Genomic DNA, 17,911 nt, shown 5'->3' with positions numbered 1-17,911 from the left:
TTATTAGTTATGTTAAAAACATTTATTGAAAGACCAGTGCTTTCAACAGTAATCTCTATTATCATAGTTATACTAGGTGTTATCAGTATAACATCCTTACCTATAGAGGAATATCCAGATATTGCGCCGCCAACTATTAAGGTTACGGCTAACTATACAGGTGCTAACGCAGAGACTGTTTTAGAGAGTGTAATTGTACCTATTGAAGAGCAAATTAATGGTGTAGAAGGTATGACGTACATTACATCTACAGCATCAAATAACGGGACTGCAGAAATTACCGTGTATTTCGACCAAACTATGGATGCCGATATTGCTGCGGTAAACGTACAAAACCGTGTAGCACGTGCAAATCCGTTGTTACCTTCAGAAGTTATTCAAACGGGTATTGTAACACAAAAGCAAGAAACCAGTGCATTAATGTTTATTGCTATGTATTCTGATAGCGAAGATTATGATGCTACTTTTATTCAGAATTACTTAAAAATAAACGTAATTCCTGCAATGCAGCGTATTAAAGGTGTTGGTGATGTATCTGTATTTTCTCAACAAGATTACGCTATGCGTGTTTGGTTAAAACCTGAAAAACTAGCAGCTTATAATTTAATTCCATCAGATATTACAGCTGCTTTAAACGAGCAGAATTTAGAAGCTGCAGCTGGTTCTTTAGGTGAAAATAATGGTGAATCTTTCTCTTATATTTTAAAGTATAGCGGAAGATTTAAAGAAGAAGGGCAGTATGCAGACATCGTAATTAAGGCTTTAGGAAATGGCGAATATTTACGATTGAAAGATGTCGCAGATATCGAGTTAGATGCGCAATCCTATTCGTCTAACGCTACAAGTTTAGGACATCCAGCGGTATTTATGGGAATTTTCCAAACCAAAGGATCTAACGCTGCCGAAATTATTGAAAACATAAAAACCACTTTAGCAGATGTAGAACAAGGTTTGCCTGAAGGTTTAAACTTCTTTGTGCCTTACGATACAAGTTTATTCTTAAACGCATCTATAGACAAAGTAATTAGCACACTTTTAGAAGCCTTTTTACTAGTGTTTTTAGTGGTATTTATCTTCTTACAAGATTTTCGTTCTACATTAATTCCTGCAATTGCAGTACCAGTCTCGATTATTGGTACCTTCTTTTTCTTGAATGTCTTTGGCTATTCCATAAACCTATTAACGCTTTTCGCATTAGTGCTGGCTATTGGTATTGTGGTAGATGATGCTATTGTTGTTGTAGAAGCTGTACACGCCAAAATGGATGAAGGTGAGAAAAAACCGAAAAGTGCCACATTAAAGGCTATGAGTGAAATTTCTGGGGCTATTATTTCAATTACATTGGTAATGTCTGCTGTATTTATTCCAGTAACCTTTGTAACAGGTCCAACAGGTGTATTTTATGAGCAGTTTGGTGTTACTTTAATTATAGCCATTTTAATTTCGGCAGTAAACGCCTTAACGTTAAGTCCGGCATTATGTGCATTGTTACTAAAAGAACATAAAGACGATGAAGAATTAAAAGGAAAAAATGCACTTCAAAAATTCTACACGTTATTTAACAGAGGATTTGACGCAACTGTAAATAAATACGTTAAGTCACTACAGTTTTTATATAAAAACAAGTTTGTATCAGTAATGCTATTAATCATTGCTGGTGTAGGTATTTATTGGGCGGCAACAACAACGCCAACTGGATTTGTACCAAATGAAGATAGAGGAATTATTTTTGCTAACATAGAATTACCTGCCGGTGCATCATTAGACCGTACCGAAGCAGTAACTAAAGAATTATACGCAAAAATTAAAGACCTTGATGGTGTTATAGGTGCTAGTTTTGTTAAAGGGCGAAGCTTAATTAGTGGTGCTGGTAGTAACTTTAGTATTGGTTTCGTCAAGTTAGACGATTGGTCTGAAAGAGAATCTGAAGCCTTATCTGCACAAGCCATAACTGGTAAATTATTTGGTATTGCAGCTACCATTCCAGAAGCAAAAATTATTTTCTTCTCGCCACCAAGTATTCGTGGTTTTGGTAATTCAGCTGGTTTTGAGGTAAATTTACTAGATAAATTCGGTGGTGAATTTACCGATTTAGATAAAGCTAATAAAGAGTTTGCAGCAGCCTTAATGAGTCATCCAGAAATTCAATATGCGCAATCGGCATTCAACACTAATTATCCGCAATACGAAATGGAAGTTAATGTGCCTTTAGCAAAAGAAAAAGGTGTGGCTATTAACAGTATTTTCGGGACGCTTCAAGGTTATATTGGTGGAATTTACGCTTCAGATTTTAGCCGATTTGGTAAACAGTATCGTGTATACATACAATCGTTACCGGAAGATAGAGCAGATGAAAACGACCTAAACAGTATGTATGTTAGAACAAGTTCTGGTGAAATGACGCCAATTACACAGTTTGTAACTTTAAAACGTGTGTATGGTCCACAATCGGTAACGCGTTTCAACCTATTTAATTCAACAAATATAACAGGTGCAACCAATCCAGGATTTAGTACAGGTGATGCCATTAGAGTGATTGAAGAAGAAGTGGCAAAACTGCCAAGTAATTATACCGTTGCATATTCTGGTTTAACACGAGAAGAGGTAAATGCAGGTAACCAAACTACGTTTATTTTCATCTTAAGTATTCTGTTTGTGTATTTCTTATTAAGTGCGCAGTACGAGAGTTATATTTTACCATTTTCGGTATTATTATCGCTGCCATTTGGTGTATTTGGTGCGTATATAAGCACCAAATTCTTAGGGTTGGAAAACAACATTTACTTCCAAATAGCACTTATCATGCTGGTTGGTCTGTTGGCTAAAAACGCCATACTTATTGTTGAATTTGCATTGCAACGACGTAAACAAGGTGAAAGTATAGTAGATGCAGCTTTCCATGGTGCCAAAGCACGTTTACGACCAATTTTAATGACATCATTCGCCTTTATACTTGGGTTAATGCCACTTGTATTAGCCAAAGGTGTTGGTGCCGAAGGAAACAATTCTATTGGTACAGGTGCAGCTGGTGGTATGTTAATAGGAACCATTTTAGGTGTATTTGTTATCCCAATTTTATTCATCTTTTTCCAATGGTTACAAGAAAAAGTATCGCGTAAACCAGAAGTAGAAACAATTGAAGCTTAAAAAAATGAAATCAACTATAAATAAAAATTTTAGTAAAGGCGCATTAGTTTTAATGCTGGCACTAACACTGCAAAGTTGTTTTGTGGCGAAGGATTACACACGTCCTGAATTAGAAGAAACAGAACATTTGTACAGAACCGATAACTTACCACAAGACAGTATATCGTTAGCCGATGTATCTTGGAAAGATATGTTTAAAGACCAATATTTAGCACAATATATTGAAGAAGGTCTTCAAAACAACCTAGATATTCGTGTGGCTATTCAGCAAATTGCTATCGCTAATGCATACATGAAACAAGGTAAGGCAGGTTATTTACCGACGTTAACTGGTACAGCCCAAGCAACGTATCAAGAGCTGTCTGAAAACAGTCAGTTTGGTGGTTTTTTCTCGTCTGTAGATCAATATGAATTATCAGGAAGTTTATCTTGGGAAGCCGATATTTGGGGTAAAATAAGAAGTAATAAACGTGCAGGTGAAGCTAGTTATTTACAAACAGTAGCAGCGCATAAAGCTGTAAAAACCGAATTAATCTCAGCAATTGCTTCAACTTATTATCAGTTATTAGCGTTAGATGAGCAATTAGAGATTACCGAAAAAACAATTGCTACTAGAGACAGTAGTGTTTACACTATTAAGGCGTTAAAAGATGCTGGAAACGTCACACAAGTTGCGGTAGACCAATACATAGCGCAGTTTAACAATGCCAAAGCCTTAAAAGTAGATTTACAAGCAGCCATTTTTAGAACCGAAAACACGTTGAATTTCTTATTAGGAAGACCAGCAGAACCAATAGAACGTAGTAAGTTAACCGAGCAACAGTTAGATGAAAAGATTACACTTGGCGTACCAGCAACCTTGCTGAGAAACAGACCAGATGTAATTGCATCAGAGTACAATTTGATCAATGCGTTTGAGCTAACCAATGTGGCAAAAAGCAACTTTTATCCATCGTTAACCTTAACGGCAAGTGGCGGATTTCAAAGTTTAGAATTAGATAAATTATTTAATGCTAATTCATTATTTGCAACAGTTATTGGTGGTTTAACACAGCCAATATTTAATCAGCGTAAAATAAAAACACAGCACGAAGTAGCCAAAGCACAGCAAGAACAAGCACTTTTAAACTTTAAGAAAACCTTGTTAACTGCAGGTAACGAAGTGTCTAACGCACTTTACGTTTACAATGCTGAAACCGAAAAATTTGAATACCGTAAAAATGAAGTTGAAGCCTTAAGACAAGCAGAAGCAAACTCAGAAGAATTATTGCAAAACGGTTTAGCTAATTACCTTGATTTATTAACCGCAAGAGAAAGTGCGCTTAATGCCGAGTTAAACGTTATTGATAACAAATTACAACAATTGCTAAGCGTTATCAACCTTTATGAAGCTTTAGGTGGAGGCTGGAAATAAAATTTAAAAGAATAATGGGAAAGAAAAATAATAAGTACAGCATCAACCTTAAAGAATTAGTCTTAAAGGATGAATCTGTAGCCGAAAAAAACTTAGAGTTTGAATTCGAGAATCACGATAATATCTTCAATATCATAGACATCTTAAAGGCTAAAAACCTATTTGATAATAACAATGAATCTGTTGAATTTGCTGTTGGTTTAAAGTTGTTTAGTGAAGTGATGTTAAAAAACAGAAAGCACGAACTTTTCGAAGATTTCTTTCCCCATTTTTCGGATTTCATGAAAAAGCTTAAAGCTATGTAGAATAATCGTTTTGTTAGTTATTCACTTTCAAAACAAAGAAAATCGACACAAAATTATGAGACCTATCTTAGTTGCCACTAATTTTTCAGAACGATCTAATAATGCTGTACTATATGCAGCTTCACTTGCTCAGGTATTCAATTCAAAATTGATATTATTTAATGCCTTTAGGCTACCTGTGCATGCTGCAAACTCTAGGTTAACTGTAAAATCTATGGATGGCTTAATTAAGAAGAATAGTGACAAATTAAAGGACCAAGCACTAAACCTATCTAAAGCATTTGATATTGATGTTGAGTACGAATGTAAGTATGTTGATTTAGAGCAAGAGATAGAACACCTAATGGAGGTGAATAATTCGCGTTTATTGGTTATGGGAATGTCTCCAAAATCTATGGAACAAAACTTATTAGGAAACCCTACTACAACCTTGATTAGTATGAGAAAGTTTCCTGTACTTGCAGTGCCATTAAATGCTAAATTTTCTGGTATTAAAAATGTGCTTTTTGCATGCGATTTAATGGAAGCTATACCACTAAAATCTTTAGCAAGATTAAGACAGATAGCAATGCAATTACAATCTAATGTTACTGTATTTCATGTAGAAAACAAGATAAACGAACTTTTATCAAAGGGTGAAGTGCTACAAAATATTGATAACGAATTAGAGCCAATTACACACATTTACAAAAATGTAAAGTCTAATGCCGTAATCGAAGAAATAGAGAAAGAAATTAAAGCCTCAAAAGCTGATTTACTAGTAATGATTCCTAAAAAATATGGATTTTGGGAATCCATAGTTCATAAAAGTAAAACCAGAGTTATGGCTTCTGGGATAAATATTCCATTATTATCCATAGCAGTAGAATAGTATATACTTACACAAGTAATGATAGACAAATGCGAATTGATAAAAGCTGCCGTTGACAGTTTTACAAAGTTTGGGAGTAAACGTTACACCTTAGACGAACTAGCAACATCAGTTGGCATTTCTAAAAAAACAATTTATAAGTACTTTAGGAGTAAAGAGCATTTGGTTGTAGAGAGTGTTGCTTTTTTAATTGATGATTTTAAAAAAGAGGTAAATGCTATTTTAGAAACGGAAGATGATGCTATAACTAAAATCATAAAAATTTATGAGAAAGCCTTTGGTAGACTTAAGCACTTTAAACCTTCTTTTATTTTTGGGCTGAAAAAGTACTATCCCAAGGCCAATGATATTTTTGAGAACTTTAGAAACGAAATTGTAAACGAAACAATATATAATCTACTATTGAAAGCTAAGCAGGAAGGGATTGTAAAAACCGAAGTTAATTTACAATTGTTTTGTGGGCTTTACTTTAAACGCTTTGAAGAAGTTGCTTATAGAAACAATAATCTTGTGGAAGAATACACTAACGAAGAATTACTTAATCACTTTGTGGTGTATAGCTTAAGAGGTATTTCGGTTTCTGGATACAAGAATACATATTTTGAATAGTTTGCTATTTTTGCAACATGAAAAAAGACATCACTATACCTGAAGTAAAAGACGTATACGTAGCTGTAGTACAAGAACAACATTTAGAGTATAAAACTCTAGATTGGAATGCCTATATCATAAACAATTCAGATAAAGATTTAGATACTGTCCTTATTGTTTCACAAGGCTATAACGACACAAAAATGACACCTCCTATGCGTCATACACTTGCAAAATTACCAGCGCGTAGTTATGCCAAGATTGAGTATCTACAAGAAAAGGTTTTAGAGCTTAACAACTCGTTTAAAATTACTTTTTTTGATGATAATCAGATGTTTGATAAAACGTATTTATTCAGAAAAAACACCATTAACGAAAAGTCACTTCAAACTATTCCTTTAATGCAGTTGAAGGGTGTTTTGGTGAAATAAAATTCCTGCGAAAGCAGGAATCTCTTAAATTAGTATAATTTTTGTCATTCCGCACTTGAGCGGAATCTATTTTTATGTAAGATCCTGAATCAAATTCAGGATGACAACGCAATTTGTTAATCCAACTTCTCAGTCAATTTTTGAAATACCTTTTTAGGGTTTTTATTCTCGTAAAGTACTTCGTAAACAGCGTTTATAATAGGTAAACGTGTTTTCTTTTTATTCTTTTTGTTGAGTTCAAAAGCACTTTTAGTTGCATAATAACCTTCGGCTACCATATTCATTTCCATCTGTGCAGATTTTACGGTGTAGCCTTTGCCAATCATATTACCAAACATTCTATTTCTTGAGAAAACAGAGTAGCCAGTTACCAATAAATCACCTAAATACGCAGAGTTATTAATGTTGCGTTTCATTTTGTGCATTTTCTTAATAAAACGTTTCATTTCACGAATAGAATTACTCATCAAAACACTTTGGAAGTTGTCACCATAACCCAATCCATGAGCGATTCCAGCAGCAATGGCATAAATATTTTTTAGCATTACAGCATATTCTACACCAATAATATCATCGCTAATTTTGGTTTTTATATAATCGCTCGATAGATTTTTGGCAATAGCTTTTGCTTTATCAGCATCTGCACAAGAAATGGTGAGATAAGATAAACGCTCTAAAGCAACTTCCTCAGCATGGCAAGGACCAGCAATTACAGCAATATTTTCAAAAGGAATATTATAAATATCATGAAAATGCTCGCCAACCAACAATCCAGATTCTGGAATAATGCCTTTTACTGCAGAAACGATAATTTTTTTACTGATATCAGAAGTGAGTTTTTCTAACTCAGAGTGCATAAAAGCGGATGGAATTGCGAAAATGAGTACATCTGCCCATTCAGCAATTTCATTCATATTATTACTTAGTTTTAACTGCTCTGTATGAAATTCGACAGAGCTTAAATAACTAGGATTATGTTGTTCTTTTAATATATGTTCTTTGGTGTAAACGCTACGCATGTACCAACCTACTTCATCTAAGTTTTCGCAAAGCATTTTTACAATGGCTGTTGCCCAACTTCCTGCACCAAATACAGCATATTTTTTAGATTCCCTCATAGAATATATGTCGATTTTGTATTTCAAAAATACATAAAATATAACTGTTTTAAGACTTCAATCTAAGGCATCATTTTGAATTTGGCACAGGTTTTGAAATTATGACAACAGTAACCCTTAAAACCGTTGAATTATGAAGACATTAAAATTACTTTTCGGATTTGTACTTAGTGCTACACTCCTTACATCTTGTTATACGGAAGAGTTACATATTAACGATAATGGGCCTGCGATTTCTTTAAATCAATTATTGCAGTCTTACGATTTATGGTATGTAGATATTAATGCGACTCAAGGCTATGGAGAAACACCTTTTATGCAAATTGCATTTACCTTAACTTTTGATAATGGTCGTCTTTTTGCTAATAACAATTTGGTAGGTATTGGCAGTCAAGGTAACGGTTTTGGTGTACAAATAGGAAACTATGATGCGTATGATATGATATTAGACGTTAACCATATTATTGATGGATATGATAGTTTTGATGTGTATCAAATAGACCATAACACAATTGAATTGTATAACCCATATAATGATACATCTTACTTTTTAGATGGCTATCAGAGATCTACATTTGATTACGATTTTGTGTTCTACGATAACATTCATTATTTCTTACAAGAATATGAGGCTTGGGAAAAAGTTTACACCAGTAACTATGGAGCAATAAATGAGTTTGATAACGAGAATTATTTGCAGTTTTTATCTGGTGGAAATGACTCTACTTTTAGAAGTTCTCAAGATGTAAACATCTATAATCCAGATAATATTTACTGGGATTACACAGGTGTGTATGGAGTAGGTAATGTGTCAGGAAATATGTACCTAAAAACATTAACATTAGATTATGACTTCTTTGACAATGAATTCTTTGAACTCAGCGTTATTAATGATGGAACGATAGAGCTATATCATCCAAATTCTGGAACAGTATATGAGTTTGAAGGCAGAGGATATATAGCATACTATAGAAGTTCTGATGCGCAAGGTAACATTGCAAAGAAAGAAGAAATGCCTAAAAAGCGTAAACAAAAAACACCTAAGGTTGATAACCCTAGAGAAAACACAAGAAGCTAAATTTTGGTTGGTTATTTAGTTTCAAAACGCTCAGATAAAGCGCTAGCTTTACTGAGCGTTTTTATTTTTTAAATTAATTAGTCTTGTTATTGTAGAGCTATTTGCTCCATGCCTTCTGAAGGTTCCATTATATTTATCAATAAATTTTTCTAATATTCTCGCACTTATTTTATCGATATATAAAAAATTAAAAATATCTGTTAGAATGTAATAAGGTGTCTTTAAAAAACCACTCCCAGACCACCAACCAGCAAAAAATGTAATTACAATGGCATTTAACTTTTCTTTCTTGCCACAATCCATACAAAGAATAAACTCTTTTCTTTTAATGCTTGCTGCAATTAGAAAAGATTTGACTGTATTGGTTTCAAAGCCATAAAGTTTAGTTTCATAATTACACCTTGGACAATTTTGACTTTGAATATCCTTTAATAAAGTCTTTCGTTCTAAACCTTCATATGATTTAGCTTCAGTATTAATCCAATTAATTAAGTTAGGATTAAGATTACGTCTTGTAATTTCATCTTTAAGAATATGAAGTACTTCTTTCCTTAACCCTTTAGACTCATTTCTGGCAATATTCTCAATCTTCGAGTCTGAAAAACTTCTGTAGTTTTCTTTTATCTCTTTGAGGCTGTACATTACAAACTTTTCAAAACCACCTCTAAATCCTCAAAAGAGTACGGTTTAGACATAATAATTTTATCACTACTCAATAAGAAATACATTGGTGTAGCTGCAATTCCGTAAGTTTTTACAATTGGGTTTTCCCATTTACCCAGACCTATAGTGTGTACAAAATCAGGGTACTTTTTTATTTCATACGTCCATTTAGATGGCTCTTCTTCAAGACCAAAGGCAATTACCTTAATATTGCTTTTATCAGCTACTAATTCTTTTACTTTTGGAAGTTCATTAAGGCAATGTCCACAAGTACTACTCCAAAAGACTAGCAAGTAGTATTCCGAACCTTTAACGTCATGAAGGCTTGTAGTATTACTCGAAGATGTAATTTCAAAATTTGGCGCTTTGGTGCCAATAGATGTGTTTTTATAAGAAGTTATAGTCTCAGCCAATACTTTGTTACCAGATGTGTTGGCTAAGTTTAGTAAGTATTTATCAGTAATGTAGTTGGCTAGATCGTTATTTTCTGCAGTAACAAAACGTTGCCATACTATTTCTAGAAGATAAGTTTTTATCTCTAAATCTTTATCATCTATAGCATTATAGACATCATCTACCAAGGTTTTGTAGGTGTCGTCGGTAGGATTTTCTACCATATTAAAAACATAAGAGATCACTCTATTCGTTAAAAATGTAGAGCTCTGTAAAATGTAGTTGCTAAAATCTATTTGAGAGAAATAGTGTTTTTTTACATTTTTGGAGTAGGTGTTATAATCTTCATATTCCGTTGGGATATAAGGTCTGTTAGCTGTTATAAATGCAGAAGCTAATCGTCCCGAAGCCAGTGCTTCATATGATGTTTGAGTATCTTTTAAGACTTTAAAAACCGCATTAAAACCTTTTTTGTCTTTTCCGTCTTTTTGGTAGTAATTACTTATGGTTTGATTAACCATGTCCATGCTTTTAATATAAGATGCCCAAAGTTTATTTTCTTCAGACTCGGTAAATTCTACACCGTTTTCTTGACTAAATTTAAAAGCCACAGTTTCCCTGCCATCATAGATAAAATCGAAGTTGTTTTCTTCAGGAGGTGTTGCATACACTATCTTATAAATGCCTGGTGCTGCGCTGGAATCTATTTTAATTTCAAATTGCCCTTCAGTATTTAACTCACCATGACTTACGTAATTAGCACCTTCTGGTGTAGCTTCATATAAAAAAGCATATGTAAAATCTTCAGCTGGTAAAAATGTACCTTTAACGCTTTGTCCAAAAGCTAAAAGCGGAAAAATAAATAGAAACGTAACTAGTTTTTTCATGTTTAAATTTTAAAATTTCGATGCACAAACAACCTCAATAATTAAGCCATAATGGGTTGCAATGCTCTTAATGCAGCAGATACATTATTGATCTTATCAAAAGTAATTAATAATCTTAAACCATTTCGGGTTTGCTTTTCTTTCATTTTACATTTTGAAGCATTTATTTGTACAAATTGTAAAACTCTACTAAAGTCTTTACTCTGATAAAATTTACTTTTCTGATCTTGAATAAAGTAACCGATAAGTTTTCCTTTTTTCATAATCACTTTTTCAAGTCCCATTTTAGCAGCAATCCATTTTAAACGAACACTATCAAACAAATCCTGAACTTGTGTTGGTAATTCACCAAAACGGTCTATAATTTCAGATTCAAATTTCTGAAGTTCCTCTTCTGTTTTTATCTCGTTGAGTTTGGTGTACAGATTTAAACGTTCTGTAATATTGTTAACGTAATCATCTGGGAATAGCAATTCAAAATCAGTATCTATGGTAATATCTTTAACGTATTGTTTAGGCTTGCCGTCATCTTTGTATAAATCAGCAAATTCAGATTCTTTAAGCTCTTCAATGGCTTCATTTAAGATTTTTTGATAGGTGTCAAACCCAATATCATTTATAAAACCACTTTGCTCACCACCAAGTAAATCTCCTGCACCACGAATTTCTAAATCTTTCATAGCAATATTAAAACCGCTACCTAGCTCTGTGAATTGTTCTAATGCTTGTATACGTTTACGTGCATCTGTAGTCATGGCAGAATACTCTGGCGTTATAAAATAACAGAATGCCTTTTTGTTGCTACGACCTACACGACCACGCATTTGGTGTAAGTCACTCAACCCAAAATTATTGGCGTTATTAATAAAAATAGTATTGGCATTAGGGACATCTAAACCACTTTCTACAATGGTTGTACTTACTAAAACATCAAATTCGCCATTCATAAAGGCTAGCATTAATTGCTCTAGTTTTTTACCATCTAACTGACCATGACCTATGGCAATTTTAGCATCAGGTACTAAGCGTTGAATCATACCAGCAACTTCCTTAATATTCTCTATTCTATTATGAATAAAAAACACTTGTCCACCACGTTGAATCTCATAGCTCACAGCATCTCTAATCGTCTCTTCGTTAAAACGAATAACGTGACTTTCTATAGGATAACGATTTGGTGGTGGAGTTGTAATGACCGATAAATCTCTGGCAGCCATTAAACTAAATTGCAATGTACGCGGAATAGGTGTTGCTGTTAGTGTAAGTACATCAACATTTTCTTTAATGGTCTTTAGTTTTTCCTTTACAGCGACACCAAACTTTTGCTCTTCGTCCACGATGAGCAGTCCTAAATCTTTAAATTTTATGGTTTTATTAGCCAATTGGTGTGTGCCTATAATAATATCTACACCACCTTTTTCCAGACTTTCTAAAGTTTCTCGTTTTTCCTTGGCAGTTCTAAAACGGTTAACATAATCTACTGTAACCGGAAAATCCTTTAAACGTTCTTTAAACGTTCGGTAATGCTGATAAGCCAAAATGGTTGTTGGTACTAAAACAGCAACTTGCTTTCCGTTATCTACCGCTTTAAAAGCTGCTCTTATGGCAACTTCTGTTTTACCAAAACCAACGTCACCACAAACTAAACGATCCATTGGTCGTTCGCTCTCCATATCGGCTTTTATATCTGCAGTAGAAGTGATTTGGTCTGGTGTGTCTTCGTATATAAAAGATGCTTCAAGTTCGTGTTGCATGTGGCTGTCTGGAGCATACTGAAACCCTTTCTTTAATTTACGTTTGGCGTAAAGTTTAATAAGGTTAAAGGCTATTTCCTTAACACGAGATTTGGTTTTTTGTTTAAGTGTTTTCCATGCTTTACTTCCTAGTTTGTAAACTTTAGGAGGTTTACCATCTTTACCATTAAACTTGGTGATTTTATGAAGAGAATGTATACTTAAATACAGCACATCGCGTTCGCCATACACTAATTTTATGGCTTCTTGCTTTTTGCCTTCAACATCTATTTTTTGAAGTCCTCCAAACCTTCCAATACCATGGTCTATGTGCGTAACATAATCTCCGACTTCTAAGTTGGTGAGCTCCTTAAGCGTAATGGCTTGCTTTTTGGCGTAACCATTTTTTAGATGAAACTTATGATAACGATCAAAAATCTGATGGTCTGTATAAACCGCAATTTTATTGTCGCTATCTATAAAACCTTGATAAAGTGATAATACGACTGTATTATAATGAATTTCCTCCTGTTCAGCATCATCAAAAATATCATGAAAACGTTTGGCTTGCTGTTCGCTTACACAGGCAATGTAATTGGTAATACCGTTGCTGTGGTTTTCATTTAAGTCTTCAATTAATATGTTGAATTGTTTGTTAAATGATGGTTGAGGTTTGGTGTTGAAAGCAATTACATTATTACTAAGTATTGGTGCTGTCCCAAACTCAACTAAATTATAATCTAAAAATTGTCGTTTGAGTAATTCTGAATTACAAAACAATTCTTCAGGAACTGCGTGCTTAATTTCAGTAGATAAATTTTTGAAAGCCTCTTCAGCCTTTCTGAAAAACTCATCAATTCTTGAGAAAATAAATGAAGGATTTTTTGCAAATAGAACTGTCTTGCTAGAAATATATTTTAAGAAGCTTTCACGTTGTTCGGCAATTTGCTTGTTAGCCACATTTGGAATAATGCTAACTTTTTTAATTTTTTCTGTAGAAAGCTGTGTTTCTACATCAAAAGTTCTAATACTATCCACTTCATCGCCAAAAAATTCAATACGATAAGGTTCATCGTGTGAAAAAGAAAAGACATCGATGATTCCACCTCTTACAGAAAACTCTCCTGGTTCTGTAACAAAATCTACACGTTTAAATTTGTATTCAAAAAGAACTTCGTTAACAAAATCGATACTCAATTCATTACCTACAGCAATTTTTAAAGTATTTTTTTCTAGTTCTTTTTTGGTAACAACTTTTTCAAAAAGCGCATCAGGATAGGTAACAATAATGCATGGCTTTTTGCGAGAATTAATACGGTTAAGTACTTCTGCTCTTAAAAGCACATTGGCATTGTTGGTTTCCTCAATTTGATATGGTCTGCGATAACTACCAGGATAGAATAAAACATCCTTATCATTGATGAGTTGTTCTAAATCGTTGAGGTAATAGGCAGCTTCTTCTTTGTCATCAAAAATGAGTAAAAATGGCTTTTCTACAGATTTAAAGACTTCAGAAGCAACAATAGAGAAAGATGATCCTACAAGGCCTTTTAGGTGTGTTTTATTTTGAGTTTTGGCAATAGCATTCTGCAGATTTTGCAGTTGCAAAGTCTGTGAAAAGGTTTGCGAGATTAGAGTTTTGCTCACTAGATTTTCCCTTATTAAGTAAAAAGGCAAATATAAGTATGTTTTGATTAAATGTTTCAAAATAGAATATTCTTTACTCCTAAAGACGTTTTCTTCGAGGCTCTATAATTGTCTTTAACAATAGATATAAAAATCTTTAGATTTTCATTTTAAAACCTTTTGGTTTAGAGTATATTTGTGCCCATTAAAAAAACATATACTATGTCATTTTCAGATTTATTCGATAGTGGTTTTAAAAAACGTAATGAGGATCATTTTGCTGCAATAGTTAGAGTAGCGATGAGTGATGGTGTAATTAGCGATGCTGAAAAAGCGTTTTTAGACCGATTAGCGACAAGACTAGATATTACGGAGATTGAGTATAAAGAAATACTTAAAGATTACAAATCTCATCCAATTAATCCACCAACATCATACGACAAGCGCTTAGAGCGTTTATATGATTTGGCACGCATGGTTTGGGTAGATGATATCGAAGGACCTAATCAACATTGGTTATTAGAAAAAATATGTGTAGGCTTAGGTTTTCATGCTCAAAATGTAAAGTATATTGCAGATAAAGCTTTAGCTCTAGCTTACGAAAAAGTAGACTTGGAAACATTTGTTGATGAAATGAAAAACATGAACAAATAAGTTTATTTATCGTATTAAAATAAAAAAGCAACTTCAGTATTGAAGTTGCTTTTTTTATGCCTTTATCTTAAAGAAGAATCCTAATTTATTCTTATTCAGCGGCTCTCATAAATTCTTCAGCTTTCTCAACCATATTTTTACTACCACATATAAATGGAACACGTTGGTGTAATTCTGTAGGTTGTATATCTAAAATTCTATTGAAACCATCACTTGCTTTTCCATTGGCTTGTTCTGCTAAAAAAGCCATAGGATTACACTCGTACAACAATCTTAACTTTCCGTTGCTGGCTTTAGAGCTTTTAGGATACATGTATATACCACCTTTTATCATGTTTCTATGAAAGTCAGAAACCAAAGACCCAATATATCTACTTGTATACGGTCTGTCTCCTTCCTCCATTTGGCAATACTTTATATAATCTTTTATGCCTTTTGGGAAATGAATGTAGTTACCTTCGTTAACAGAATAAATTCTTCCATCTTCTGGGAATTGCATGTCAGGATGCGATAAATAAAATGATCCAATAGCAGGATTTAAAGTAAATCCGTTAACACCATGTCCTGTGGTATATACTAACATAGTAGATGTACCATAAATAATATATCCAGCTGCAACTTGGTGATTTCCTTTTTGAAGAAAATCCTCTATAGTTACAGGTGTTCCTACAGGAGTAACACGTCTGTAAATAGAAAAAATAGTACCTACAGAAACGTTAACATCTATATTACTAGATCCATCTAAAGGATCTATTAAAACCACATATTTGTTTTGGTGGTTTTCATCTTGACTATTGATAGTTATAAAATCATCTTCTTCTTCACTGGCAATACCACAAACAATGTTTCTTTTTGTCATTGTTTGTATAAACTTGGTATTAGCATACACATCTAATTTTTGCTGATCTTCACCTTGCACATTCGTGTCACCAGCAGCTCCAAGAATATCAACTAGACCAGCTTTATTAACTTCATGGTTTACAACCTTAGCGGCAAGCCTAATAGAATTAATAAGACGAGAAAGTTCTCCTGATGTATATTTAAAGGAAGCTTGGTTTTCAATTATAAATTCACCAAGCGTTTGTTTGCGTTGAGACATGAAGCATTATATTGGTTAATAGCAACAAATATCGCATTTTTTAACAAACTATAACGTTTTCGTAGATTAAACTCATTAAGAATTTGATAAAGTGTCTTTTTAAAGAAATCTGTATGAAATTAAACAATGAATTTTAAACTATATTTGAGTTCTCTAAACAAGAAAAATGAACCAACCAAGACTTGCAAAAAAAACCGATATGCCAAGAGTGCTAGAACTCATTAACGAGCTAGCAATTTTTGAAAAAGAACCAGAAGCTGTAGAGGTAACCCAAGAACTATTAGAGTCTGATGGGTTTAGTGACAATCCAAAATTTACTTGTTTTGTTATAGAAGTTGATAATAAGGTTGAAGGTATGGCTTTAGTTTACAAGAGGTATTCTACTTGGAAAGGAGAGGTTTTGCATTTAGAGGACTTAATTGTAAGTGAATCTCAAAGAGGAAAAAATCTAGGAACTTTACTGTTAGATAAAGTTGTTGCTTACGGAAAATTTCTTGGTGTAAAACGTATTAGTTGGGAGGTATTGGATTGGAACGAGCCTGCAATAAATTTTTATGAAAATAAAGGAGCAAATGTAATGAGAGATTGGGATGTTGTTCATTTAGATGAAAAAGCTATAGAAAACTATTTAAAGAATTGTGATGCGCGTTTATAAATTTGGTGGTGCTTCTGTAAAAGACGCAGATGGTGTAAAAAATTTAGCTTCTGTTTTAAAAGAAACGGGTTATGAAAATACATTGGTGGTTGTTTCTGCTATGGGAAAAACAACTAATGCTATGGAAGTGGTCATCAAAAATTATTTTGAAAATAAAGGTGAATTACAAAGCTCTATTCATGATGTTATAAAATATCACAATGAGATTCTGTTAGATTTATTCGATAATGAAAGACATCAGGTGTTCACTGCTGTAAAAGCCCTTTTTGATGAATTAAATCTGTTTTTTAAAAGCAATAAATCGCCAGATTACAATTACGTTTATGATCAAACTATTGGTTTTGGTGAGTTAATATCTACTACAATAATTAGTCATTATCTTAATGAAATAGGTATAAAAAATACGTGGTTAGATGTAAGAGAATACATAAAGACAGATAACTACTACAGACGCGCTAATGTTAATTGGGATGAGACCCAAGAGTATATTTCTTCAAAATTTAATAAATCGGTACTGAATATTACACAAGGATTTTTGGGTAGCGATTCTAATAATTTTACAACAACTCTAGGGCGCGAAGGCAGTGATTATACTGCAGCAATTTTTGCCTATTGCCTCAATGCCAATAGTGTTACCATTTGGAAAGACGTTCCAGGTGTATTAAACGCAGATCCACGTTATTTTGAAAATGCTCAGTTACTCAACCAAATTTCCTACAGAGAAGCTATTGAGTTAGCATTTTATGGTGCATCTGTAATTCATCCAAAAACCTTGCAACCACTACAGCAAAAGGAAATTCCGCTGTATGTAAAATCGTTTTTAAATCCAAGGGCAGAAGGCACTTGTGTAAGTAAAGGAAAAGCTATAGAGCCAGAAGTGCCTTGTTTTATAGTTAAGAAGAATCAGATTTTAATTTCATTATCATCTTTAGACTTTTCGTATATAGTTGAAGAAAATATTAGTGAGATATTTAGTTTATTACACCTATACAAGATGAAAGTAGATGTAATTCAAAACTCAGCAATAAGTTTTTCGGTTTGTATAGATAATATTTACAATAATCGTGATAAATTGTTGCAACATTTAAAGGCTAAGTTTAATGTAACCTGTTATGATAATGTTAGTCTTTATACTATTAGGCACTATAATGAAGAAGCTATAAATGGGCTTGAAAAAGATAAAACTGTGTTGCTTAAGCAACTAACAAGAGAAACAGTTCAAATTGTAACTAAATAACATTTACTA

15 protein-coding genes are annotated in these 17,911 nt (G+C 33.3%); 10 read left to right on the top strand and 5 right to left on the bottom strand.

The annotated features are described in order from the left end of the window. Window positions 1-9 precede the first annotated feature (9 nt). Genes V1468_RS03360 through V1468_RS03335 form a run of 6 tightly spaced genes read left to right on the top strand, consistent with a single transcriptional unit; the run spans window position 10 to window position 6,759 of the window. The gene (locus V1468_RS03360; RefSeq protein ID WP_331808839.1) at window positions 10-3,147 is read left to right on the top strand and encodes an efflux RND transporter permease subunit; all 3,138 of its coding nucleotides are present in this window, start codon (window positions 10-12) and stop codon (window positions 3,145-3,147) included. Window positions 3,148-3,151: 4 nt separating this feature from the next. Further along, complete coding sequence (locus tag V1468_RS03355) at window positions 3,152-4,561, top strand: efflux transporter outer membrane subunit (protein WP_331808838.1); 1,410 nt, start codon at window positions 3,152-3,154, stop codon at window positions 4,559-4,561. A gap of 14 nt (window positions 4,562-4,575) precedes the next feature. Next, complete coding sequence (locus V1468_RS03350; protein ID WP_331808837.1) at window positions 4,576-4,866, top strand: DUF3861 domain-containing protein; 291 nt, start codon at window positions 4,576-4,578, stop codon at window positions 4,864-4,866. Between the two features lie 55 nt (window positions 4,867-4,921). Further along, window positions 4,922-5,737, top strand: coding sequence for a universal stress protein (locus V1468_RS03345; protein WP_331808836.1), 816 nt, complete (start codon window positions 4,922-4,924; stop codon window positions 5,735-5,737). 18 nt (window positions 5,738-5,755) lie between these two features. Then, window positions 5,756-6,346 (top strand): TetR/AcrR family transcriptional regulator, encoded by a 591-nt coding sequence (locus V1468_RS03340; protein ID WP_331808835.1) that lies wholly within the window; start codon window positions 5,756-5,758, stop codon window positions 6,344-6,346. Window positions 6,347-6,363: 17 nt separating this feature from the next. Next, on the top strand, window positions 6,364-6,759 hold the full coding sequence (locus V1468_RS03335) for a hypothetical protein (protein WP_331808834.1): 396 nt from the start codon (window positions 6,364-6,366) through the stop codon (window positions 6,757-6,759). A gap of 116 nt (window positions 6,760-6,875) precedes the next feature. Here the strand turns inward: V1468_RS03335 and V1468_RS03330 are convergent, their stop codons facing one another. Beyond that, window positions 6,876-7,877 (bottom strand): NAD(P)H-dependent glycerol-3-phosphate dehydrogenase, encoded by a 1,002-nt coding sequence (locus V1468_RS03330; protein ID WP_331808833.1) that lies wholly within the window; start codon window positions 7,875-7,877, stop codon window positions 6,876-6,878. A 133-nt stretch (window positions 7,878-8,010) separates the two neighbouring features. On the opposite strand from V1468_RS03330, the gene V1468_RS03325 reads away from it, so the two are divergent. Continuing rightward, a complete protein-coding gene (locus tag V1468_RS03325) occupies window positions 8,011-8,955 on the top strand; it encodes a nicotinic acid mononucleotide adenyltransferase (RefSeq protein WP_331808832.1) in 945 nt (314 codons plus the stop codon). 48 nt (window positions 8,956-9,003) lie between these two features. On the opposite strand, the gene V1468_RS03320 is transcribed toward V1468_RS03325, so the two are convergent. Genes V1468_RS03320 through mfd form a run of 3 tightly spaced genes read right to left on the bottom strand, consistent with a single transcriptional unit; the run spans window position 9,004 to window position 14,278 of the window. Further along, a complete protein-coding gene (locus tag V1468_RS03320; protein ID WP_331808831.1) occupies window positions 9,004-9,597 on the bottom strand; it encodes a hypothetical protein in 594 nt (197 codons plus the stop codon). After that, a complete protein-coding gene (locus V1468_RS03315; RefSeq protein WP_331808830.1) occupies window positions 9,597-10,898 on the bottom strand; it encodes a TlpA family protein disulfide reductase in 1,302 nt (433 codons plus the stop codon). Before V1468_RS03315 ends, V1468_RS03320 begins: the two co-directional genes overlap by 1 nt. A gap of 41 nt (window positions 10,899-10,939) precedes the next feature. Continuing rightward, window positions 10,940-14,278 (bottom strand): transcription-repair coupling factor, encoded by a 3,339-nt coding sequence (mfd, locus tag V1468_RS03310; protein ID WP_331808829.1) that lies wholly within the window; start codon window positions 14,276-14,278, stop codon window positions 10,940-10,942. Window positions 14,279-14,479: 201 nt separating this feature from the next. Here mfd and V1468_RS03305 point away from each other — a divergent pair, with 201 nt between their 5' ends. Then, window positions 14,480-14,911, top strand: a complete 432-nt coding sequence (locus V1468_RS03305; RefSeq protein ID WP_331808828.1) for a TerB family tellurite resistance protein — start codon at window positions 14,480-14,482, stop codon at window positions 14,909-14,911. A 91-nt stretch (window positions 14,912-15,002) separates the two neighbouring features. Here V1468_RS03305 and fbp read toward each other — a convergent pair whose 3' ends face one another. Beyond that, on the bottom strand, window positions 15,003-16,010 hold the full coding sequence (gene fbp, locus V1468_RS03300) for a class 1 fructose-bisphosphatase (RefSeq protein ID WP_331808827.1): 1,008 nt from the start codon (window positions 16,008-16,010) through the stop codon (window positions 15,003-15,005). Window positions 16,011-16,176: 166 nt separating this feature from the next. Here fbp and V1468_RS03295 point away from each other — a divergent pair, with 166 nt between their 5' ends. Together V1468_RS03295 and V1468_RS03290 are read left to right on the top strand one after the other, a co-directional pair. Further along, window positions 16,177-16,665 (top strand): GNAT family N-acetyltransferase, encoded by a 489-nt coding sequence (locus tag V1468_RS03295; RefSeq protein WP_331808826.1) that lies wholly within the window; start codon window positions 16,177-16,179, stop codon window positions 16,663-16,665. Further along, window positions 16,652-17,902, top strand: a complete 1,251-nt coding sequence (locus tag V1468_RS03290; protein ID WP_331808825.1) for an aspartate kinase — start codon at window positions 16,652-16,654, stop codon at window positions 17,900-17,902. The genes V1468_RS03295 and V1468_RS03290 overlap by 14 nt, the downstream gene beginning before the upstream one ends. The last annotated feature ends 9 nt before the right edge of the window (window positions 17,903-17,911 follow it).

It is taken from the genome of Winogradskyella poriferorum (assembly GCF_036553625.1).
Lineage (GTDB): Bacteria > Bacteroidota > Bacteroidia > Flavobacteriales > Flavobacteriaceae > Winogradskyella > Winogradskyella poriferorum.
Note: the sequence above shows the minus strand (reverse complement) of the source record. Positions and strands in the feature narration are given on the sequence as shown.